The sequence below is a fragment of the Allostigmatella hybrida genome (assembly GCF_020103775.1).
GTDB classification, from domain to species: domain Bacteria; phylum Myxococcota; class Myxococcia; order Myxococcales; family Myxococcaceae; genus Hyalangium; species Hyalangium aurantiaca.
On the sequence record NZ_JAHXBH010000019.1, the window covers coordinates 72,709 to 93,949 of the forward strand.

Genomic DNA, 21,241 nt, shown 5'->3' on the forward strand with positions numbered 1-21,241 from the left:
GTGCTACCAGTCCCCGCGCGCCTGCTGCGAGGGCTTCACCGCCAGCACATCCGCCTTCGTGCGTCCGCGAATGCTCGTGACGTACATGTCCTCGATGGTGGCCGGCGGCGCGGTGAAGGAGCCCGCGAACTGGGCCCGCATCACGTAGCCCACCGTGCGCGGGTTGTCGCTCCACCACGCCGGCTCCTCGAAGAAGAACGTCGCCCGCTCCGGCGTCAGCACCCGCCGCTTGAGCGCCTCGGGCGCCAGGACCAGCGAGTGCGGCGCCCCGCGGAACTCCTTGTCCTCGATGAGCGGGACGAAGCCGGCCGGCACCGCGTCCTCCACCACGTAGTAGGCCGAGCGGGCCTTGTTGTCCCCGCGCGCGTCGATGAGCAGCTCCACGAACACGTCCTCGCCCTGGGCCACCTGCTCCCCGGCGGCCAGCGGCACCTTGCCCTCGGGGCGCAGCACCCAGTACCGGCGCTCGATGCTCATGCCCTCCTGGAGCGCCTGCACGTCCGGCAGCGGCGTCTGGGAGGTGGCGCGCAGCGTGGCCACCCCTTCGAACGCGCCCACCTCGACCGAGCGCGTGCCCGGCTCCAGCGTGGCCACCAGCCCCATGCCCCGGGGCACGAAGCTCACCGCCTTCTGCGTCCCCTTCACCTCCGGGGGCGTGAGCTTCTTGAAGGTCTTCGCATCGCGCTCGATGAGCCACAGCGAATGCAGGAGCGCCGTGCTCCGGTCGAAGGTGGAGAGGTCCGGCTGGCTCAGGTGCTCCAGCAGCCGCCGGCGCGCCTTGTCCACGTCCAGTGGCCCGAAGGAGGCCGCGTGGGCCAAGAGCGCCGAGAGGCCCACCCGGCGCAGCGGGTAGCGGAAGAACGCCTCCTGCCCGGCATCGGCGGCCGGGTTCAGGTTCGCCAGCCGCACGAAGCCCTCGTTGCTCGCCGACACCAGCGTGTCGATGCGGGCCTTGAGCGCGGGCTCCTTCATCACCTCCGCCTTCTCCGCCGCCAGCACCGCGAGCGCCAGCGGGTACAGGTCTCCCGCCGTCGCCCGCTCCACCAGCGCGCGCACCCGCGCCGCCTGCCGGGGGCCGTACAGCCGCGCCAGCACGTAGGCGCGCGTCGCGTCGTACTCGAAGGGCAGGTTCTCCTGCGCCTCCAGCCAGCGCGCCGCCTCCGTCAGCCGCGTGTCATTGCCATCCACCAGCCCCGCCTCCACCGCGTAGGCCAGGCCGTCCAGGCCAATGAGCGTCATGGGCAGGTTCGGCTCGCTGTAGCCCGCGAACCAGGTGAAGCCGCCGCCCTTCACCGCCAGCGCGAGGATGCGCGCGGTGCCCTGCACCGAGCGGCTGCGCGCCTCGGCCAGCAGCGCCTGGCTCTCCGTGTCCAGCTTCTCCAGCGCGTTCGCCTTCTGGAGCGTCTGGTACAGGGCCACGTTGGGCACCGTCGTCGAGACGAGCTGCTCCAGGCAGCCATACGGGTAGGTGAGCAGCTCGCGCACGTTGCTGAGCGCCGCGTCCACCACCGAGGGCTGGAGCACCAGCTCCACGTTCGCCAGCTTCGCCGAGCCCGCCGCGGGCAGCGACAGCGCGCCACCGGCCCACGCGGACACCTTCACCGGCTCCTCCAGCACCGCGGGCCGCACCGTCAGCACACGCCGGTCCCTCAGGGGCTCCTTGCCCCCCGTCACGTCCACCGCCAGCTCGGCCGTGCCCGCGTTGCCCGCCTTGAGCGGCAGGGGAATCACCTGCTCGCCGCCCTTCTCCAGCTCCACCTGCTGCTCCTGCGCGTCCGCCTGGAGCACCCCGCCGGAGGCCAGCCGCACCTTCAGCGACTGGGGCCCTTGCGCCTCCTGGCCCGAGGACAGGCGCACCGAGGCGAGCGCCTCGTCGCCTGCGCGCAGGAACTGCGGCAGCGCCGCGTACAGGTTCAGCCCGCCGCGGGTGGCGAACTCCGCGGTGCCCTCGCCGAAGCGGCCCGAGGTGTCCGCCGCCACCGCCGTCACCACCCACAGCGTCTGGTTGGAGGGCAGCCGGAAGCGCACCGTGGCGCGCCCCTCCCGGTCCGTCACCACGTTGGGCTTCCAGAAGGCCGTGTCGCGCTCCTGGTCCTTCGCCTTGCGGCTCGGCGGCTTGATGGAGGCAAAGGCGTGGTCCGGCAGCCCCGCCATCTTCCGCGCCAGCGCCTCGCCGTAGCCGTAGCCCTGGAACTCCGCGGAGTAGAAGTTCGTCACGTTGTTGCGCGCCGGCGGGTAGAAGAAGTCCAGCACCTTGGGGCGGAACTCGTTCTGGATGGCGTACACCGCCTTGTCCACCACGCCCACCGAGAGCTGCGTGGCCAGGCCCTTGCCCTCGTGGTCCGTGACGCGCACGTCGATGACCTGCTCGGTGAGCGGGGCCGCCTCGGCGCGCCGGGGCTCCAGCTTCACCGTGAGCGTCCGCTCCGCCGGGACGATGCGGTAGGCCACCGTGCGCTCCTCCCAGCGGCCCGCGTCCGACGGGTACGCCACCGAGACGTACACCGCGCTGCCGAAGCGCTTCTCCACCGGGAAGGCGTGCTGCAGCGTGAGCCCCTTCTGGTTCACGAGCTGCGTGCCGTACAGCCCCGCCCCCGTGTACGTAATCCACACGGAGCCCTCGTTGCGGCCACCCGGGCCCCACCCGTCCGGCAGCAGGCCCACGAGCTGCGCCGAGTCGCCCGGCGACAGGGCACCAGACAGCGAGGCCAGCGTCAGGGTCGCCACCTTCGTCACCGGCTCGTCGCTGCCTCCGATGACGAGCAGGGACTCCTCGCCCGACCAGGTCTTTCCGCGCTTGTCCTGCACCGTCACCCGCGCCAGCACCGTGCCCACGTCCGCCGTGGGGACCTTCTCCCGGTGCACGCCATCCGTCCCCGTGGTGAAGGCGCGCTTGCCTAGGCTCTTCTCGCTGCCGTCCGCCTTGCGCAGCACGAACTCCACCTCGCCCGAGGTGGCCCCGTAGGGCTTGCCCGACAGCGTGGTGGCGCGGATGGACAGCTGCGCCTCCGCCGCCTTCTTCTCCAGCTTGGAGGAGAAGCTCGCCACGCCCAGCACCTCCACCTCGGAGAGGAAGAAGGGCACCGTGGCGTTGGCGAACGTCGCCTGGTCGTCCCGCGCCCGCACCGTGAGCGAGTACTTGTAGGGCAGCCGCTCCTCGCCCGCCGCCAGCGCGGGCACCGGAATCTCCAGGGTGGCCTCGCCCTCCGCGTCGAACTCGGCGGCGCTCGCCCAGGGGTCCTCGCCCGGCTCGCGCTGGGCCACGGAGGAGAACAGGCGCTCGGGCACGCTCAGCTTGCCCTCGGTGCTGGAGGCGGTGCCGTACGTCACCGCGCTGCCCCCACCGCCCTTGCCCGCGTCATCCACCCACGCGGGCGCGTCCACCAGGGTGCGGTAGAGGAACACCTCATAGCGCGCGCCGGCGGGCACCCCGCCCGCGTACCGCCGGGCCTTCACCGTGGCCTTCAGCGCCGTGCCCGGGACGATGTTCTCCTGCTCCGGCGTCACCTCCAGGTAGAACGTCGGCTTCACGTAGTCCTGCACGCGCGCCTCGCCCTGGTGCGTGTGCTCCTCCACCGAGGCCGTCACCCGCAACACGCCCGTGCCCAGGTCATCCGGCACCTGCACCTGGCCGTAGAAGCTGCCGAACTCGTCCACCGCCGTGCGCGTGGCCACCTCGCGGCCCTCGGCCGAGACGAGCTTCACCGCCACCTCCTTCTTCTTCGGGGTGAGCAGCCGCGCGAGGAACGTGTCCGGCTGGCGCACGAGCCCGCGGAACTTCACCGTGTCCCCCGGCTTGTAGATGGGCCGGTCGCTGTAGATGAAGACGTCGGGGGCCACCGCGAGCGCCGAGTAGAAGTCCGTGTCCACCAGCGCCGTGTCCCCGCCCACCGTGGCGGTGGCGAGCAGCCGCGGCTCGCTGGCCGCGAGCGTCACCTCGCCCCGCTCGTCCGTCTTGCCCGAGACGCCCGGGCCCGAGGGCAGGTAGAGCTGCACCTGCGCCCCCGCGCGCGGCTTCTGGTCCCGGCCCGCCACGCGCACCAACACCTGTCCATCGGTCTGCTTGAGCTGCACCGTCAGGTCCGTGACGACGAGCACCACCTGGCCCTCCACCTTCCCCTGGACGAGCTGGAGGATGTAGGTGCCCGCGGGCAGCGGCGCGAGCATGACGCGGCGCTCCTGGAAGCCGCCGCCGGACCACGCGGAGAAGCCCGGCACGCTGAAGTCCGAGCCCGTGCCGCCCAGGTCCAGGTTGAGCCACTGGCTGCGCGCCACGGTGAAGCCGGCCGGCACGCCCACGAGCTTGTCCGGGCCCTCCACCATCTGGTTGACCGAGGGCGCGGCGTCATCCGCGTCGCGCTGTGGCAGCGCCGGGGCGACGGTGTCCCGGAACTCGGAGCTGAAGGAGTAGAGCAGGTAGGTGCTCGGCAGCCGCACGGCGTTGAGGCCGCGGCTCAGGGCGCGCCCCGGGTTCTTCAGCACCGGCGGGGCCTGGTACGCCCGGCGCAGGTCGCCCTGCGCGCGGATGAAGGCCTCCAGGTTGTCCGGCTTGAGCACCCGCAGCTCCACCGGGCCCTTGCTGGAGAACGCCACGTCCACCGCCACCGGCTCCTGCGGGCCGTAGGCGCGCGGCACGGTGATGTAGAGCGGCTTGGCCGCCGCCACCCCTGCCACCGCCATGGCCGCCAGCAGCCCCCAACGCATGGAGCTCTTCATGAACCGAACCCTCCTGGAACCAACGAATCGCCCTTCACCGTGCCACGCAATCCCACGAACGGCAGCGTCTCGAGATCTCTCCGCGCGGCCTCAATCTCCGGCGGCGCCGACTTCGGCACCGGCGCCTTGCGGCCCAGCCGCTGCTCCGACCAGTACCCATCCACCGCGAGCTGCCCGAGCAGCTGCCCCGTGTTCACCCCGAGCGTCACCGAGCCCGGCGCCCGAAGGCCCGCCACCACCGGCCCCGCAGCATTCAGCAGGTTGGGGCTCTGGCCCTCACACGCGTTCTGCACCCGCTGGAGCACCTCCAGCGAGGAGGACAGCACGCGGTGGCCGCACAGCGTGGAGTGGAACAGCTTGTTGCCGCCGTTGAAGATGCGCTCCAGCGCGGGCGCGTCGTCCGGCCGGCCCCAGAGCAGGGCGAACTCGTGCTCCAGCGCCGCGTCCCCCCGCGGGGTCCACACCAGCGCCACCTGGCGCGTGAGCACCTTGCCCTCATCGTCTCCCCGCCAGTACGCCTGGATGCGCGCGGCATCCAGCGTGTCGGGCAGCTTGAGCTGGAGCGCCAGCAGCACTGGCGTCTCCGCCGGCACGAGCTTCAGCAGCTCCTCGGACAGTGGCGCCGTGTCCAGGCGCACCTCGTCGGCGAGCTTGCCGGCGATGCCCCGGGCCACCAGCCGCGCGCCCTCGGCGGCGAAGCCCAGCCGCGTCTCCTCCTTCATGCCCAGCACGTGCGAGAGCAGCGCCAGCTCGCGCCCCAGGTGTTCGTGCTGGAAGCCCAGCTCCACGTCCACGCCCTCGGGCGCCTCCAGCTCCAGCCCCGCCGCGCACAGGCCGCGCAGCACCATGGCGGGCTGGCGCGCCAGCACCAGCCGGTCCCCCACGCGGCCCGCGTACAGGGACTGCTCGGCCACGAGCCAGCGCGAAATCACGAAGCCCCCCTCGGGCATGGAGACGGAGGGCTCGGCGCCGGACGGGCACTCCTTCGCGGTGTAGCCGCCGCGGCGCGCCACCTGCTCCATGGCCTCGAAGGCCGCCGTGGCCCCGGCCGGGGCCTTGGGCACGATGAAGGCGGGGGCCGTGGCGTCCTCCGGCCCCACGAACCACTGCATGCGGAAGGGCACATCCAGCAGCCGGCCCGCCACCACGTCGAACACGCCCTCCTTGAAGGAGGCCTTCAGGTCCTCGCCCGAGGTGCCGAAGAAGGCGGCCCAGGAGCTGGCGAAGCCCTGGCCCAGCGGCTTCTTCATCTGCTCCTGGAGCCAGGCGTTGCCCACGAGCGCCTGGCGCACCCGCGCCGGCGCGTACACGTCCACCCAGACCGCGGGCAGGCCCTGCTGCGGGATGTCCTCCAGGGGCGTGGGCGCGGGCGGCTCGGGCATGCCCTCCACCGTGGCCCCAGCGCTGGGGGGGCCCGAGGGCTTGGAGGGCCCGGCCACCGGCGTCTCCTTGCCGGAGTCCGCGCCCCGGCGGCCGAGGATGAAGGCACCCACCACCAGCGCCGTCACCACGATGGTGCCCACGCCGATGAGCACCCACTTGAGCATTCCCGGCTTCGGCGGCGGCGGGGGCGCGCCGGGAGGCGGGGGAGAGACAGCAGTCATGGCATCCACTCCTTGAAGCGGAAGAAGCCGAGGAAGGCGGTGTTCTGGGGCACGGGGCGCCACTCGATGGGCGCCTCGGTGGCGAGCGTGCGCAGCACACCGGTGCGCACCGCGGCGCCCTGCTCGCCCGGGTGATAGACGACGCGCGCGGGCGCGTGCGCCTTGTCCTCCGGGCGCACCACCAGCATGAGGTGGAAGACGGGGCCCGCGTCCTGTTCCTGGCGGAAGGCGAGCACGTCGCCCGTGCGCACCGCCTCGAGCGCCGCCTCATTCCGGCCCAGGGACACGAAGCTGCGCGTCAGCAGCGTCTCCGCGTCCGCGAACTCCGAGGGGGCGCCCCGGCCATCGGCCCACAGGGGCCGCGCCAGGCGCTCGGGGAAGAAGCGCCGGTGCGCGGCGCGGTAGGCAAAGCGCACCAGGCCCGCGCAGTCGCGCTGCGCCGGGTGCCAGGCCGGGTCCATCGTCTGGAGCTGCGCGAGCGCCACCTGGGCCAGCTCCCGGCGCAGGAGCACATCCCGGGCCTCGCGCGGGTGGGCCCCGGCGGGCGCCCCGGGGGCGGCCGCGGGCTGCGGCACGGCACCCGCGAGCACGAGCATGAGGGACAGAAGGGGCATGGAGCGGATGCGAAAGAGAGCCTACTCCCCCTCGTACTCCCCGCCGCCCTCGTCGCCGCCGCCGTCGCCGTTGGAGCTGATCTCCTTGGCGGTCTCCTCCAGGTTCCCGGGCCAGGAGGGGTGCGTGGGCTTCGGGTCCTGCGAGGGCACGTACACCTCCGCCTGGTTGTCCCCGAGGATGTTGACCCACGCGAGCACGCGCGTGGTGCCCGGGGTGGCCAGGGGAATGCTCACCCTGCGGCGCACCTCGCCGGGCGTGCCCTCGAAGAGCGCCAGGTTGAGCGTGGCCACCGTGTGGGCCTTGTCGCCGCTGGGCCAGTAGTTGGTGGCCACCAGGTACACGCCCTTGGGCGGCGCCCGGTGGATATAGAGGTAGGGCCCGTAGGCCGGCTGGTCGAAGTCGCCGCCCTGCTCGTTGAGGAAGAACGTGCCGCCGCTGGGGCTCGCCGTGTCCGCCCAGTACACGTGCGCCATCTTCGTCCCCTCCAGCACCCCGCCCTGGAGGCTCTCCTGGGTGGGCTCGTAGAGGTGCAGGTCCGTGTACACCCCTTCCGTGTCGCTCGTGAGGATGACCTTGAAGGGCACGGGGGGAATCTGCGCGTAGGCCGTCACCTGGGCGCGCGCGGTGCCCGCCTTGTTCGTGGCCATCACCGTGACGATGTTCTTGCCGCTGGCGGCGGGAAACTTGCGGCTGAAACGGCCGTTGTAGGTGCGCATCAGGTAGCGGTCCCCGTTGATGGAGACCACCACCGGGTCCACGGTGGTGTCGCTGAGGGAGCCCTCCACGAGCATCATCCGGTCCACCGTCCAGCCGCCCGTGGGCGCCGTGAGCGTCACCTTGGCGAGCTGCGTGCCCTTGCCGATGGGAACGCCCTGCTGGCGAGGATGTGCCGGGGGCGTCTGCGTCAGAAGAAGGGCCAGGAAGGCTGTCAGCATGGGAGCGCCGTCAGGGGGGGCGAAGGGCCCCCGGAAGGATTGACGGGTTCACAGCGTGCGGTACTGGGCGCCTGATTTCAAGCCACCCTCACGCACGGAGGCGCTGGGGACCTCCCCCCTCCTCAGGGGCAGGCTGAAGCAGAACGTCGAGCCCTCCCCCGGGGCGCTCTCCAGCCAGATGCGGCCGCCGTGGGCCTCGATGATTTGCCAGCTCAGGTGCAGCCCCATGCCCACCACGCCCACATACCCCGGCATGCCCGAGGGCAGCGGCTCGTAGAGGGGCTCGAAGACGTGGGGCTGGCGCTCGGGGGGGATGCCGGGGCCCACGTCGTGCACGGACACCCAGCCCTGGTTGCCCTCGCACCCCAGGCGCACCTCGATGGGGCCCCCGGGCGGGGAGTACCGGATGGCGTTCTCCAGCAGGTGCGCCACCACCTCGCCCATGCGCTGGGGGTCCGCATCGACGACGGCCCCCTCGCCGGCGTGCAGGTGGATGGGGTTCTCCGTCGTGCGGGACAGGAGCTTCACGCGCTCGGTGACGAGCGCCCTCAGGTCCAGCCGTTCCCGCTCCAGCTTGGGCAGCCCCGGCGCCATCCACACGGCGGTGAACAGGTGCTCCACCAGGCGCGCCAGCCGCCGGGTGCTGCGGGCAATGGCCGCGAGCCCCTTCTGCTGCCGCACGGAGCCCTCCTCCATGCGCGAGAGGAAGTCCGCCCACGTCTGGATGGTGGTGACGGGGGTGCGCAGCTCGTGGGCGGCGGCCGACATGAACTCCTCGCGCAGCCGCAGCGCCTCGCGCACCTCCTGGAACAGGCGCGCCTTCTCGATGGCCACGGCGGACAGCTGCCCCACGGTGGTGTGGAACTCCAGCTCGCGCGCGGAGAACACACGGGGCGAGTAGAAGAAGCAGGTCATCACCCCCACCAGGTGGCCGCGGGAGTGCAGCGGCACCGACACCATGCTGCGGAAGCCCTCCTCCTGCGCCAATTGGTAGCTGAGCGCGGGCGGCCCCGAGGCCATTTGGATGTCCTCGATGACCTGGAGCGTCTCCTCCCGCGCGGCCTGGGCGGTGAGGAGGGGCATGGCGAAGGCCAGCTCCCGGCAGCGCTCGCGCACCGTCTTCGACAGGCCATGGGAGACGAGCAGCGTGAGCCGCTGGTGCTCGGGCTGGACGAGCCACAGCCCCACCGCGTCCGCTCCCAGCGCGTGGAGGCTCTGCTCGCTGGCCACGTGGGCGATTCGCTCCAGCTCCACCTCGCGCACCAGCGCCTGGCCAATGCGCGCCAGGGCCCGCTCCTTCTCGAGCAGCCGGCAGCGCTCCTCCTCGTCCTTCTTGCGCCCGGTGATGTCGCGGATGACGGCCTCGCCCAGGATGATGTTCCCGGCGGCATCGCGCACCGGGGCACCATTCACGCTGAGCTGGCGCACCTCGCCCGAGGCGTCCACCATGCGCATCTCCACCTCGGTGAAGGTCTCCCCGCTCAGCGCCCGGCTCAGCGGCAGCTCCTCGAGCCGCAGGGGGCGCCCATCGGGGTGGCAGAGGTGGTGGCGCCGCAGCAGTTCGTCCAGCGGCAGCTCCAGCGGGGTGGGCGGCTCCAGGCCCAGCAGCCGCAGCCCCGCGGGGTTGGCCCCGCACAGGTGCCCCCCGGGCCGGGCCAGGAAGATGGCATCCGGCACGCTGGCGATGATGGCCCGGAGCTGGCCGGCATGGTGCTCGGCCTCCGCGCGCAGCCGCTCCACCTCCTGCTGGCGCTGGGCGGTCTGCTCCGCCATCTGGTTGAACGCGGTGCCCAGCTCCTCCAGCTCATCGCCCGTGCGGATGTGGGCCCGCCGTGACAGCTCCCCCCGCCCCAGCGCGTGCGCCAGCGTCTGGAGCAGCCGCACCGGCCGGGAGTGCAGGCGGGCCATCACCGCGGCGATGAGCCCGCTGAGCAGCAGGATTGCCCCGAAGGCCAGCAGCTTCGTGTGCAGCCCCTCGTAGAGCGGCGCGAGCGCGATGTCCCGGGGCGCCGCCACGCCCACCACCCAGGGGTGCCGGGGGATGGGGACGAACACCCCCAGGGAGGGCTCCTGGGTGAGCGGATGGACGAACCGGTCGAGCATCACCCGGTGGCCGGCCAGCACCTCCTGGAGCGGCGCCCAGGTGGAGAAGGCGAGGCTCTGCGTGTTGGAGAGCAAGGGGTAGCCCGTATGGAAGGCCAGGCGTCCCTGGGGGTCCATCAAGAGGATGTCCTGGCCCGACTGGAGCCGGGAAGGAAGGTAGCGCTGCGCCAGCCGCTCGGTCTGCATCACCACGTTGACCACCCCGACGGGCTGGCCGAGCGCATCGCGGATGGGCACGCACACGAGCATCGCCACGCGGTCGGGCCGGCGCAGCTGGAGCACCTCGGAGATGACCGGGGCGTTGGTGGCCATGGCCTGCTGGAAGTAGGGGCGGTCGGCGATGTTCAGCCGGGGCTCGGCGGGGACATTCGGGTCCCCCCAGCCCCGGTTGAGGCCGCGGGCGTCGTACACGCCGATGGCATCGAACCGGGGCAGGTGCACGGAGAGCTTCTGCAGGTGCCCATCCAGACGGGACGGGTCCAGGGTGCGCACGAGCGGATCATTGGCGAGGGTCCAGCCAAGCTCGACGGCGGAGTCCAGGGCATCGGACACCTGCACCGCCACGGCCTGGGCCGTGAGGCTCTGCGCTTCCAGGAGCGACTGCTGGGTGCGCCGCAGGTTCAGCACGAAGTCCGCGCACAGCAACACCAATACCGGCAGCAGGACGGCGGCGAAGGCGAGCAGAAGCTTGCGGTGGAAGGGCAGGCGGGGCATGGCCGTGCTGTGACTGACAGGGTGAACACCCTCCTCAGAAGCGTGTGTTCCACGCCTCCAGCCCAGCCCTCGCTGGCATGGCCCGGCGGCAGCCAGGCGGCCTCATCACTTGGCCTGCCCCTCGGGCCGTGGCGCCTCGAACACGCGCAGCGTCCAGAGCGAGCCGGTGTCGAAGCCCGGCAGCTTCTGAGGGTTGAAGAGGCTCGCGCTCGAGATGAAGCCTCCCGCGTAGGCCGCGGGGAACTCCGTCAGCTTCAGCGCGCACGTGGTGAGCACCACCCCGGCGCGGGGCACCGCGTTGCTCACCATGGTGCACCGCCCGAGCGCGATGAAGCGCCCCTCGGGCAGCTCGAAGCGCACGAAGATGTCCGCCTGGGAGCCCTCCGCGAAGGTGCGGTCCTGGATGCGCACGCACGCCAGCCCCGTGCCCACCCGCTTCGGTTCCCCGGGGAGCACCCGCGCGGTGCCGCCGTCGACGCGCACCGCGTACAGGCCCGCCGGCAGCCGCACGTTCACCGGGAAGGGCGCCCGGTCACAGCCCTTCGGGTCCGTGGCCCCGGCATCCTCCTGCGAGCGGAACTGATACACCACCTCCCCGGCGAGCCCGGGGGTGGGCAGGGCCCAGAGCCCCAGCACGAGACACGGCAGCCAGCGGCGCATCACGGACTCCTTTGTCCCCTGGCTAGCGCCAGGTGAAGTCATATTCGCTGTCGAGCTCGCCCGTGGCCCGCCCCTGGACCTGGAACGTCTTGGCCCCGGCCTCCAGCAGCAGCCCCCGCAGGATGCCCTCATGGTAGGCATGGGGCAGGAAGTCGCGCTTGATGACGAAGTGGCCCGTGCCCTCCGGGGTGCAGCGCAGGGTGCGCTCGCCATAGCTCACCGCCGCGCGGTAGCTGGAGGGCAGCTGGCTGAGGATGCGCGTCATGCTGCCGCCGGCAAGCAGCAGCATCGTCTTGCCAGCCATGGACGAGAGGAAGTCGCGCGAGGACTGCTCGCCGATCCACCGCAGCGTGGCCTCGCACCCGCCCAGCCGGGGCCCCACGTTCTCCACCGTGGCCAGGCACAGCCGCAGGAAGCTGGCCACCGGGTAGCTGAAGAAGTCCACGTGCTTGCGCTCGCCCGTCACCTCGTGGCACCGGCGCGCCACGTCCTCGCCCGCCAGCTTCCGGACCGCCCCCAGCGCGCCGTTGAAGAACATCCCCCGCGCCGTGTCCTCCGGTTTGGACAGGGAGATGTTGTGCTCCAGGTGCCGCTGCGAGTTGAGCACCATCCCCGCCCGCCCCGGCTGGCCCTGACCCATCATGAGCTTCTCCTTGGTCCGCAGACCCCTGCGCCCCTCACAACCGCACCAGCTGCGCGCCGTAGTGCACGTTGGCGCCCACCGCCGCCACGAGGACCAGATCGCCGCTGCCCAGGCGCACCCGGCCCGCCTCCAGGTCCTCCGCCAGCAGGATGAGCATTCCCGCGGCGGACGTGTTGCCATAGCGGTCCACATTGAGGGCCACCGCCCCGGTGGGCAAGCCCGCCTCCTGGGTGAAGCGCTCCATCAGCCGCTTGTTCGGCTGGTGGAAGTAGTAGCGCCGCACCTCGGCGCGCAGCTCCGGCCGGCCTTCGAGCACCCGCTCGATGCACTGGCCCATGTAGCGCGGGTAGCTGTCGGCCACGGTGGTCCCATCCACCACGAAGGCCATGTCCGCGGGGCGCGCCCGGCCCTGATAGGGCATGCGCATCATCCCGCCCCCCCGGCGCAGCACCAGCATCTCGTGGGTGTTGCCCGACAGGCTCGCCAGGATGCCCGTGTCCTCCCCCGCATCCGCGCGCAGCACCACCGCGCCCGCCCCGTCCCCGAACACGTACGCGGACAGGTAGGCGTTGAGCGGCTTGCGCCCCGGGCCCGGCACCACCTCGTCCGTGTACACCTCCGGGTGGAGCTGGGGCGACAGGAGCGTGGAGGCCACCACCGCCACCGTGCGGAAGCGCCCCCCCGCCATCATCTTCTGTACCAGGTCGATGACGTACGGCGTGCCGCCACACCCATCATCGATGACCAGCGCGAAGGCGTCCTCGCGGCACCCCAGGCGCTGGTGCAGCCCCATGGCATCGTGGTTGAAGTTCAGCTCGTCCGGCGTGCAGGTGACGAGGAACACCGCGTCGAGCTCCCGCGCCTCCAGCCCCGCCTGCGCCAGCGCGCGCCGCAGCGCCACCTCGCACATGTCCGTGTTGGAGACGGGGCAGCCGGGCATGTCTTCGTCCGGCGGGGGAACCGCCCGGCCGTCCTCGCCCAGCTCCCACAGGTAGCGCCGCTCGAGGATCCCCGTCTTCTCCAGGATGCGCTCGGCGGACCAGCCCGGAAACGCCCGGGCGATGCGCTCGTTGTTGATGATCCGGGAGGGGACGAACGCCCCTGCTCCAGCGATCCGGACAGCCCTGCCTGGCGTCTCTTGCTTCATTCGTGAGCCCTCGCCCGCACCATCAGCAGCAGAAAGCGTGCCATTCAGTAAGTAGCCGCAATCGCAAGAAGCCGAGACATCACTTGTTTCATTGTTGAACTATAGAGCCCTCTGTCTTTCCGGCGTAAGCCTGGAAATCAAAACTTTTTCCTGAAACATTCATTCCTGAAGCACGAAGCTCCCGGATGAAGCATCGGGCCGCACGTGGAGTGGAAGTTTCCCCGCACGGCCGTGCGAACGGGCCAGGGCGCGGCAAGCAGCCAGCCTGAGTGTTGCAGAGGGGGGGGTGCGGCGTGAAGCCCGGGGCCCCTGCGCCCCAGGCCCGGCGGATCAGACGTGCGAGGCCTTCCACTGCCCTTCGAGCACGAGTTCGCCGGCGATGTCCTGCACCGCCGTGGCGCGGGCGGACACGGCCAGCCACCGCTGCCAGGCTTCCTGGGTGCCATCCAACGCCCGGTGGGCCTGGAGCAACTCCAGCTGCGTCATCATCAGCAGCGTTGACAGCTGCAGGGACTCCAGTTGCATCGCCTCCTCCCCTCGAGCGTGCAGGCCCCCGATTTAGCACCCCCCTCCCCTTTCGGGAAGTGACAACCCCGCTAGAACCGAAATACACGTCAAAACAGAACAGACAAACTGGATATTGGCCGCTGGAGCGGAGCCATTTATCTTGCCCCTTCCACCCCGGCCGGGCCCTCTCCCCCGGTCCGCCGGTGCCGGTGCCATGGGCTACGTCCACATCCTTCGTGAGTTCGCCTCCCCCCAGGAGGGCTTCAACCGCACGGTCCGCATCTACACCCCCGAGGGCTACGACGCGCACGCCGCGCACCGCTACCCGGTGCTCTACATGCAGGATGGGCAGAACGTCTTCGCCCACCCGGAGTCGGCGCTGTTCGACACGTGGTGCGCCAACCACACGCTGGAGGCCCTGGTGCACGGCGGGCACGTGGAGCCGTGGCTCATCGTCGCGGTGGACTCCGGGATGGGCCGGATGCAGGAGTACTCGCCGTGGGGCGAGCCGCACCGGGGCGGGCAGACGCGGGGCGAGCTGTACGGGCGCTTCCTGGTGGAGACGCTCAAGCCGTACGTGGACCGCGTGTACCGCACGCGGCCCGGGGCCCAGTGGACGGGCGTGGCGGGCTCGTCGCTCGGCGGGCTCATCTCGCTGTACCTCGGGTGGAAGTACCCGGAGGTGTATGGCCGCATCGGCGGGTTCTCCCCGTCGGTGATGTGGCACCGGGGCAAGCTCTTCCAGCAGTGGAAGGCCCACCCGCGCACCTGGACGCGCATCTACCTGGACGCGGGCCTCACGGAGACCATCGTCCCGGGCGGCGAGGTGCTCGCCTACGGCGATGCGACGCGCGACTTCCACGGGCACCTGCAGGACCTGGGCTATGGCCCCCACGAGCTGGCGCTCGTGCTGGAGCCGGGCGGCGAGCACCACGAGAGCGCGTGGCAGCGCAGGCTCCCCGCCGCCCTGCAGTGGCTGCTGCGCTGAGGGCTCAGGCCGGCGTCTGGATGAAGCGGATGTCCTCGCGCAGGGCATCCAGCTCCACGTGGCGCGTGAGGTACATCTCGCTGCCCATGGCCGCGTGGTACACGGCAGGAAGCGCCGGGTTGTGGAGCACGAGCGCGGGCCCCAGCTTGCGCACCACCTCCTCGTGGGAGTGGCGGTAGGCGCGCCCCGCGCGCCGGGCGATGTGGCTCACGTGGAACTTCGGCGTGTAGCGGAAGGTGCCCACCGGGTCCCCCGTGGCGACGCGCGCCCAGAGCCGGTACACGTCGATTTCACACGCGTAGTTCATCATGTCCGTCATGAAGCCGCCGGGGGGCCGCAGGTTGGCCTCCAGCGCGACGAAGCGGCCATCCGGCAGCCGGAAGAACTCCAGGTGGAACCAGCGCGCGCGCAGCCCCAGCGCCGCCACCGCCTGGCGGCCCAGCACGTCGAGCGCGGGCGGAATCTCCTTGAGGCTCCAGAAGGAAATGTCGCGCTTCTCGGTCACCACCTCCATCACCCCGTCGCTGTACTCGTGGCTCAGCGAGAAGAGGATGTGGCCCTCGTGGTCCACCAGCCCGTCATAGGTGACGATGGTGCCCTTCACGAAGGCCTGGGCCACGTAGGCGGTGGGCAGGGGCTCCGCGAGCGCCTGGTCCACCTCGGCGTCGCTGCTGACCTTGAAGGTGTGGGCCGCGCCCACGCCCACGTCGGGCTTGAGCACCAGCGGGTAGCCCACGCGCCGGGCCAGAGCCTTCACCTGGGCCGCGTCCTTCACCCTCTCCAGCTCCGGGTGGGGCACCCCCGCCTGCTGGAACACGGAGGCCATGCCGGACTTGGTGCGCAGCCGCTGGATGTCCGAGGGAAAGAGCCCCGGCACCTGGAAGTCCTCGCGCAGCCGGGCCTCCACCTCCAGCCAGGACTCGTTGAGCGACTCGATGCGGTGGATGCGGCCGTGGCGCCAGGTGAGGTAGCCGGTGGCGCGCAGCAGCGCGTCGTACTGGTGGAGGCTGGGGGTGAAGAAGTACTCGCGCAGCGACTCGCGCAGCTCCTGGCGGAGCGCATCGAAGGGCGCGTCTCCAATGGCCACCACGTTGACCCCCCGCTCGCGCAGGGCCGTGATGAAGTGGAAGTACTGGGGCGGGAAGTGGGGCGAGATGAAGACGAAGTTCATGGGCTGCCGGGGGACGGTGCCCCCGTGGCCCGCGACCATAGCGCGGGATTGGGCGCCGCCCACTTCCTGGAACGAAGGTGCGCAAGGGTAGGATTCCCCCCGCGCCCTCCGGAGGGGCCGCTCAGTCCTTGGTGAGCGGGCGGTAGCGGATGCGGTGCGGCTCCAGGGACTCGGGGCCCAGGCGCTTCTTCTTGTCCGCCTCGTAGTCCTCGAAGTTGCCCTCGAAGAAGAACGCCTTGCTGTCGCCCTCGAAGGCCAGGATGTGCGTGGCGATGCGGTCCAGGAACCACCGGTCGTGGCTGATGACCACCGCGCACCCGGCGAAGCTCAGGAGCGCGTCCTCCAGGCTGCGCAGCGTCTCCACGTCCAGGTCATTCGTCGGCTCGTCCAGGAGCAGCAGGTTGCCGCCGCTCTTGAGCATCTTCGCCAGGTGCACCCGGTTGCGCTCGCCACCCGACAAGTCCTTCACCCGCTTCTGCTGGTCCTGGCCCTTGAAGGCGAAGCCCGCCAGGTACGCGCGGCTCGGCATCTGCCCCGCCCGGCCCAAATCAATGTGGTCCAGCCCGCCGCTCACCTCGTCGAACACGGACTTGTCTCCCGCGAGCGCGTCGCGGCTCTGGTCCACGTACGCGAGCTTCACCGTCTCGCCGATGCGCAGCTCGCCCGCGTCGGGCTTCTCCACGCCCGTCATCATCCGGAACAGCGTCGTCTTGCCCGCGCCGTTCGGCCCGATGACGCCGACGATGCCGCCCGGGGGCAGCTTGAAGTTCAGGTCGTCGATGAGCAGCCGGTCCCCGAAGGACTTGCGCAGCCCCTTGGCCTCCACCACCAGCCCGCCCAGCCGGGGGCCGGGGGGAATGGTGACTTCGCCCGTGGGCTCGCGCTTCTCCTGCGTCTGGTTGAGCAGGTCCTCGTAGGCGGCGATGCGCGCCTTGCTCTTGGCCTGGCGGGCCTTGGGGCTCGCGCGCACCCACTCCAGCTCGCGCTTGAGCGTCTTCTGGCGGTGGCTCTCGGACTTCTCCTCCAGCTCCAGCCGCTTCTGCTTCTGCTCCAGCCACGAGGTGTAGTTGCCCTTCCAGGGGATGCCCTCGCCGCGGTCCAGCTCCAGAATCCACTCGGCCGCGTTGTCCAGGAAGTACCGGTCGTGGGTAATACAGACGATGGTGCCCGTGTACTGCTTGAGCGCCTGCTCCAGCCACGCCACGCTCTCGGCGTCCAGGTGGTTCGTCGGCTCGTCCAGGAGCAGCAGGTCCGGCTTCTCCAGCAGGATGCGGCACAGCGCCACGCGGCGCTTCTCACCGCCGGACAGCTTCGTCACGTCCGCGTCCCCGGGGGGCAGCCGCAGCGCGTCCATGGCCATCTCGATGGTGCGGTCCAGCTCCCAGCCGTTCGCCGCGTCGATGGCGTCCTGGAGCTTGCCCTGCTCGGCGAGCAGCTTCTCCATCTCCGCGTCGCTCAGGGGCTCGGAGAACTTCGCCGACACCTCGTTGAAGCGGTCCATCAGGCCGCGGATCTGCTTGAGCCCCAGCTCCACGTTGCCCTTCACGTCCAGCGTGGGGTCCAGCTGCGGCTCCTGCGCCAGGTATCCCACCCGGGCGCTGGGGTCCGGCTTGGCCACGCCGAAGAACTCGGTGTCCACGCCGGCCATGATGCGCAGGAGCGTGGACTTACCCGAGCCGTTGGGGCCGATGACGCCAATCTTCGCGCCCGGGAAGAAGGACAGGTAGATGCCCTTGAGGATGTCCTTCCCGCCCTTGACCTTGCGCAGGTCCTGCATGGTGAAGATGAAGTTCTGGGCCATCGCGCTCTGATGCCTCCGGCAAAGGAATGACGTCGAAGCAGGCGGATACTAAGGAGGGGTCCGCCGCGCAAGAGACTCCTCGCCCGCCTCGTACCTGGGCACCCAGCCTGGGAAGTGCTAGAGCCCCCCTCCGCCATGTCCTCGCCCGTCCTCGAACTGCAGGGGCTCACCAAGACGTACGGCGCCTTCACCGCGCTCTCCGATGTGAGCCTCTCCATCCGCCCCGGCGAAATCTTCGCCCTGCTGGGCCCCAATGGCGCCGGGAAGACGACGCTCATCGGCTCGGTCTGCGGGCTGGTGAAGAAGACCTCCGGCAGCATCCGCCTGTTCGGGGAGGATCTCGACCAGGACCCGGTGCGCCCCCGCTATGACGTGGGGCTGGTGCCGCAGGAGATCAACTTCGACCCGTTCTTCTCCGTGGCCGAGTCGCTCCACATCCAGATGGGCTTCTACGGCCGGCCCCGGGACGAGGCGCGCGTGGACGAGGTGCTCACCGCGCTCAACCTCCACGCCAAGAAGGACGCCCTCACGCGCGCCCTGTCCGGCGGCATGAAGCGCCGGCTGCTCATCGCCAAGGCGCTGGTGCATCGGCCCAAGCTCGTCTTCCTGGACGAGCCCACCGCGGGCGTGGACGTGGAGCTGCGCCGGGACTTGTGGACGTACGTGCGAAGGCTCGCCGCCGGGGGCACCACCATCGTGCTCACCACGCACTACCTGGAGGAGGCCGAGGAGCTGGCCGACCGGGTGGGCGTCATCAACGAGGGGCGCCTGCTGCTGGTGGAGGACAAGGCCTCGGTGCTGCGCCGCTTCGGCGAGAAGCGCCTGGTGGTCACCTTCGAGCAGCCGGTCGCGGAGCTGCCCGAGCCCGGCCGCCGCTTCAACGCCACCCTCTCCGAGGACCGGCGCACCCTCACCTACGTGGAGCGCGAGGGCAACGCGCCCGCGGGCGCGCTGCTCACCGCCCTGTATGGCCAGGGGCTGCCCATCTCCGATGTGGAGACGCGCCGCTCCCGCATGGAGGACGTGCTCATCGAGATCCTCCGCGGCAGGCCCCAGCCGAAGTCCGCCTGACCTTCCTTCTCCCCTTTCCCCGCCCCGCCCCCGCCATGAACACCCTTGGGATGAAGACGCTGTTCGCGAAGGAGGTCCGCCGCTTCATGCGCGTGCCGGGCCAGACCGTCCTCTCGCCCCTCATCAGCACCACGCTGTACTTCATCGTCTTCGGCTACTCGCTGGCCAACCGCGTGCACGAGGTGGAGGGCATGCCCTACCTGCCCTTCATCGTGCCGGGCCTGGTGTTCCTGGGCATCGCCAACAACGCGTTCCTCAACTCCAGCTCCTCGCTGTTCATCACCAAGATTCAGGGCACCGTGGTGGACCTGCTGGTGGCCCCGCTGGGGCCCGGCGAGCTGATGGCCGGCTTCATCGGCGGCGCCATGGTGCGGGGGCTCGCCGTGGGCGGGCTCACCTGGGCGGTGGCCGCGCTCTTCACCGGCTTCAGCCTCGCGCACGCGGGGGTGGCGCTCTACTTCCTGCTCATCTCCTCCTACGTGTTCAGCGTGCTGGGGCTGCTCGCGGCCGTGTGGGCCGAGAAGTTCGAGCAGATCAACTTCTTCCCCACATTCGTGATGATGCCGCTGACGTTCCTGGGCGGCGTCTTCTACTCGGTGCGCGAGCTGCCCACGCCCTGGAACCACGTGAGCCTCTTCAACCCCATGGTCTACATGGTGGAGGGGCTGCGCTACGGGATGCTCGGGCGGAGCATCTTCCCGCCCGTCACCGGCGGCCTCATCCTCCTGGGCCTGGCCGGGGTGGCCACGGCGCTGGCCTACGTGGCCCTGCGCTCGGGCTATAAGATGAAGGCCTGAGCCCGGGGTTCGTTGACGCACACCGGCAATCCGGCTTTGTCTGTTTCCTGGCTCGGAGGGCAGGCAGGCGAGCCGCCCGTTCGCCGGGAAACGGCAGCCGGGGTATCCTGCGGCCGCAATGGCTGTGTCCTTTGGCAAGTATGAGCTTCTGCGGAAGATCGCCTCGGGCGGTATGGGCCAGGTGTTCCTGGCGCGTGAGCGCGGCGGCGTGGAGCGCCTGGTGGTGCTCAAGCTCATCCTTCCGCACCTGGCCGAGGACGACGAGTTCCTCAACATGTTCGTGGAGGAGGCGCGGCTGGTGGGCCGGCTCCGGCACCCGAACCTCGTCACCATTCTCGATCTCTTGGAAATCGAGGGCCGCCAGTGCCTGGCCATGGAGTACGTGCAGGGCGATGACCTGCGGCGCGTGGACAAGCAGGCGCGGCTCAAGGGCCAGCTGCTGCCGCCGGGGCTGGTGCTGCGCGTCATCTCCGAGGCGGCCGCGGGGCTGGACTACGCCCACCAGGCGCGCGACGCGCAGGGGCAGCCGCTCAAGCTGGTGCACCGGGACGTGTCCCCGCAGAACATCCTCGTCGGCTTCGACGGGGGCGTGAAGATCATCGACTTCGGCGTGGCCAAGGCCGCGGGCAGCAGCCAGCAGACGGCCACCGGCGTGCTCAAGGGCAAGTATCCTTATATGTCGCCCGAGCAGGCCTCGGGGCAGGCCATCGACGGGCGGAGCGACCAGTTCGCCCTGGGCGTGGTGATGTGGGAGCTGCTCACGGGCAAGCGGCTCTTCAAGGGCGAGACGGACCTGATGACGCTGCGGCTGGTGAAGGACTGCCAGGTGCCGTTCCCCTCCCAGCTCAACCCCAAGCTGCCCCCGGGGCTGGACGAAGTGGTGATGCGGGCGCTGGACGCCCACCCGCAGAAGCGCTTCCCGGATTGCGGCGCGTTCCGGCTGGCGCTGGAGGACTACCTCACCCAGATGCGGCTGCAGGCCAGCAGCGCGCACCTGTCCGCCTACCTGCGCGGGCTGTACGCGGAGCGCATCTCCCACGAGGCGGACCCCTCCGCGCTGGATCAGCTCTCCGAGGACTCGGACCTGGACTCGAAGGGGGACGCCTCGCGCAGCAGCCAACGCTCGGGCATGCATCCCCCGGGAACCCCGTCGCGCTCCCCCGGCAACAAGGGCGAGACGCGCTCGCGGCGCGCGGTGGATGCGCTGGTGGGCCCCGCGCCCACGCCCCGGCACGAGCCGCCGCCCGCCCGGGGCACCGTCTCGCTCGCCGCCGTGCCGGGCCCCAGCCGCTTCCCGAAGGTGGCCGTGGTGGTGGGCGGCGCGGTGACGCTGCTGCTCGCGGGCACCGCCGTCGTCTTCCTGCGGCCCCTGCCCTCCGAGGGCGCGCCCCCGCCGAAGGTGGCGGTGGCCACGCCGCCCCCGCCCCCGGAGACCCGGCCCCCGCCCGTCGAGACGCCGAAGGCGCCCCAGCCGGTGCAATTGGTGCTCGCCTCCGAGCCCCAGGGCGCGCAGGTGCACGTGGATGGCACGGCCCTGGGCAAGACGCCCCGCCCGCTGACGCTGGCGCCGGACGCGCCGCCCATCCAGGTGACGGTGACGCTGGAGGGCTACGAGCCGGTGACGCGCGCCGTGTCCGCCGCGGATGGCCCCACCGTGCAGGTGGCCCTGGAGCGGCGCGCCACCGGGAGCCCCAAGCCCGCGCCGGGCAAGAAGCCCGCCGCGCCGCCCTCGCTGGGCATCAAGACGGGCCGCTGAGTTCCCGCCCGGC

The 21,241-nt window shown here is 71.1% G+C and carries 15 protein-coding genes; 4 read left to right on the plus strand and 11 right to left on the minus strand.

Going from position 1 to position 21,241, the window contains the following annotated elements:
• Positions 1 to 3 precede the first annotated feature (3 nt).
• From KY661_RS25065 to KY661_RS25105, 9 genes are all read right to left on the minus strand, one after another.
• Positions 4 to 4,716 (minus strand): alpha-2-macroglobulin family protein, encoded by a 4,713-nt coding sequence (locus KY661_RS25065; RefSeq protein WP_225412619.1) that lies wholly within the window; start codon positions 4,714 to 4,716, stop codon positions 4 to 6.
• A complete protein-coding gene (locus tag KY661_RS25070) occupies positions 4,713 to 6,320 on the minus strand; it encodes a hypothetical protein (RefSeq protein ID WP_225412620.1) in 1,608 nt (535 codons plus the stop codon). The genes KY661_RS25065 and KY661_RS25070 overlap by 4 nt, the downstream gene beginning before the upstream one ends.
• Positions 6,317 to 6,934 (minus strand): DUF1175 family protein, encoded by a 618-nt coding sequence (locus tag KY661_RS25075; RefSeq protein WP_225412621.1) that lies wholly within the window; start codon positions 6,932 to 6,934, stop codon positions 6,317 to 6,319. Before KY661_RS25075 ends, KY661_RS25070 begins: the two co-directional genes overlap by 4 nt.
• 21 nt (positions 6,935 to 6,955) lie before the next feature.
• The gene (locus KY661_RS25080) at positions 6,956 to 7,870 is read right to left on the minus strand and encodes a DUF2135 domain-containing protein (protein ID WP_225412622.1); all 915 of its coding nucleotides are present in this window, start codon (positions 7,868 to 7,870) and stop codon (positions 6,956 to 6,958) included.
• A gap of 48 nt (positions 7,871 to 7,918) precedes the next feature.
• The gene (locus KY661_RS25085) at positions 7,919 to 10,687 is read right to left on the minus strand and encodes an ATP-binding protein (RefSeq protein WP_225412623.1); all 2,769 of its coding nucleotides are present in this window, start codon (positions 10,685 to 10,687) and stop codon (positions 7,919 to 7,921) included.
• A gap of 105 nt (positions 10,688 to 10,792) precedes the next feature.
• Positions 10,793 to 11,347: a hypothetical protein gene (locus KY661_RS25090; protein ID WP_225412624.1), complete on the minus strand. Its 555-nt coding sequence runs from the start codon at positions 11,345 to 11,347 to the stop codon at positions 10,793 to 10,795.
• A 22-nt stretch (positions 11,348 to 11,369) separates the two neighbouring features.
• Complete coding sequence (locus KY661_RS25095) at positions 11,370 to 11,990, minus strand: DUF2378 family protein (RefSeq protein WP_225412625.1); 621 nt, start codon at positions 11,988 to 11,990, stop codon at positions 11,370 to 11,372.
• Positions 11,991 to 12,024: 34 nt separating this feature from the next.
• Positions 12,025 to 13,137 carry a 3-oxoacyl-ACP synthase III family protein gene (locus tag KY661_RS25100; RefSeq protein ID WP_225412626.1) on the minus strand — a complete coding sequence of 371 codons (1,113 nt, stop codon included), beginning with the start codon at positions 13,135 to 13,137 and terminating at the stop codon, positions 12,025 to 12,027.
• 330 nt (positions 13,138 to 13,467) lie between these two features.
• On the minus strand, positions 13,468 to 13,662 hold the full coding sequence (locus KY661_RS25105; protein ID WP_075009092.1) for a hypothetical protein: 195 nt from the start codon (positions 13,660 to 13,662) through the stop codon (positions 13,468 to 13,470).
• Between the two features lie 196 nt (positions 13,663 to 13,858).
• Between KY661_RS25105 and KY661_RS25110 the strand changes: the two genes are divergently transcribed.
• Positions 13,859 to 14,632 (plus strand): alpha/beta hydrolase, encoded by a 774-nt coding sequence (locus KY661_RS25110; RefSeq protein WP_225412627.1) that lies wholly within the window; start codon positions 13,859 to 13,861, stop codon positions 14,630 to 14,632.
• Between the two features lie 4 nt (positions 14,633 to 14,636).
• On the opposite strand, the gene KY661_RS25115 is transcribed toward KY661_RS25110, so the two are convergent.
• Both KY661_RS25115 and ettA read right to left on the minus strand, forming a co-directional pair.
• On the minus strand, positions 14,637 to 15,803 hold the full coding sequence (locus tag KY661_RS25115) for an ATP-grasp domain-containing protein (protein ID WP_225412628.1): 1,167 nt from the start codon (positions 15,801 to 15,803) through the stop codon (positions 14,637 to 14,639).
• Positions 15,804 to 15,924: 121 nt separating this feature from the next.
• Complete coding sequence (gene ettA, locus KY661_RS25120; RefSeq protein ID WP_225412629.1) at positions 15,925 to 17,604, minus strand: energy-dependent translational throttle protein EttA; 1,680 nt, start codon at positions 17,602 to 17,604, stop codon at positions 15,925 to 15,927.
• Positions 17,605 to 17,739: 135 nt separating this feature from the next.
• On the opposite strand from ettA, the gene KY661_RS25125 reads away from it, so the two are divergent.
• The 3 genes from KY661_RS25125 to KY661_RS25135 all read left to right on the plus strand — a co-directional run bounded on the left by KY661_RS25125 (position 17,740) and on the right by KY661_RS25135 (position 21,228).
• Positions 17,740 to 18,675, plus strand: coding sequence for an ABC transporter ATP-binding protein (locus KY661_RS25125; RefSeq protein ID WP_225412630.1), 936 nt, complete (start codon positions 17,740 to 17,742; stop codon positions 18,673 to 18,675).
• A gap of 50 nt (positions 18,676 to 18,725) precedes the next feature.
• Positions 18,726 to 19,472 (plus strand): ABC transporter permease, encoded by a 747-nt coding sequence (locus tag KY661_RS25130; RefSeq protein ID WP_263437342.1) that lies wholly within the window; start codon positions 18,726 to 18,728, stop codon positions 19,470 to 19,472.
• 118 nt (positions 19,473 to 19,590) lie between these two features.
• Positions 19,591 to 21,228 carry a serine/threonine protein kinase gene (locus tag KY661_RS25135; RefSeq protein WP_225412632.1) on the plus strand — a complete coding sequence of 546 codons (1,638 nt, stop codon included), beginning with the start codon at positions 19,591 to 19,593 and terminating at the stop codon, positions 21,226 to 21,228.
• The last annotated feature ends 13 nt before the right edge of the window (positions 21,229 to 21,241 follow it).

Bases quoted from the DNA above. Each gene is read 5' to 3' on its own strand.
- KY661_RS25100 (WP_225412626.1), bottom strand. From the start codon at position 13,137: ATGAAGCAAGAGACGCCAGGCAGGGCTGTCCGGATCGCTGGAGCAGGG.
- KY661_RS25080 (WP_225412622.1), bottom strand. From the start codon at position 7,870: ATGCTGACAGCCTTCCTGGCCCTTCTTCTGACGCAGACGCCCCCGGCA.
- KY661_RS25110 (WP_225412627.1), top strand. From the start codon at position 13,859: ATGGGCTACGTCCACATCCTTCGTGAGTTCGCCTCCCCCCAGGAGGGC.
- KY661_RS25085 (WP_225412623.1), bottom strand. From the start codon at position 10,687: ATGCCCCGCCTGCCCTTCCACCGCAAGCTTCTGCTCGCCTTCGCCGCC.
- ettA (WP_225412629.1), bottom strand. From the start codon at position 17,604: ATGGCCCAGAACTTCATCTTCACCATGCAGGACCTGCGCAAGGTCAAG.
- KY661_RS25115 (WP_225412628.1), bottom strand. From the start codon at position 15,803: ATGAACTTCGTCTTCATCTCGCCCCACTTCCCGCCCCAGTACTTCCAC.
- KY661_RS25075 (WP_225412621.1), bottom strand. From the start codon at position 6,934: ATGCCCCTTCTGTCCCTCATGCTCGTGCTCGCGGGTGCCGTGCCGCAG.
- KY661_RS25105 (WP_075009092.1), bottom strand. From the start codon at position 13,662: ATGCAACTGGAGTCCCTGCAGCTGTCAACGCTGCTGATGATGACGCAG.
- KY661_RS25090 (WP_225412624.1), bottom strand. From the start codon at position 11,347: ATGCGCCGCTGGCTGCCGTGTCTCGTGCTGGGGCTCTGGGCCCTGCCC.
- KY661_RS25095 (WP_225412625.1), bottom strand. From the start codon at position 11,990: ATGATGGGTCAGGGCCAGCCGGGGCGGGCGGGGATGGTGCTCAACTCG.
- KY661_RS25070 (WP_225412620.1), bottom strand. From the start codon at position 6,320: ATGACTGCTGTCTCTCCCCCGCCTCCCGGCGCGCCCCCGCCGCCGCCG.
- KY661_RS25065 (WP_225412619.1), bottom strand. From the start codon at position 4,716: ATGAAGAGCTCCATGCGTTGGGGGCTGCTGGCGGCCATGGCGGTGGCA.
- KY661_RS25130 (WP_263437342.1), top strand. From the start codon at position 18,726: ATGAAGACGCTGTTCGCGAAGGAGGTCCGCCGCTTCATGCGCGTGCCG.
- KY661_RS25125 (WP_225412630.1), top strand. From the start codon at position 17,740: ATGTCCTCGCCCGTCCTCGAACTGCAGGGGCTCACCAAGACGTACGGC.
- KY661_RS25135 (WP_225412632.1), top strand. From the start codon at position 19,591: ATGGCTGTGTCCTTTGGCAAGTATGAGCTTCTGCGGAAGATCGCCTCG.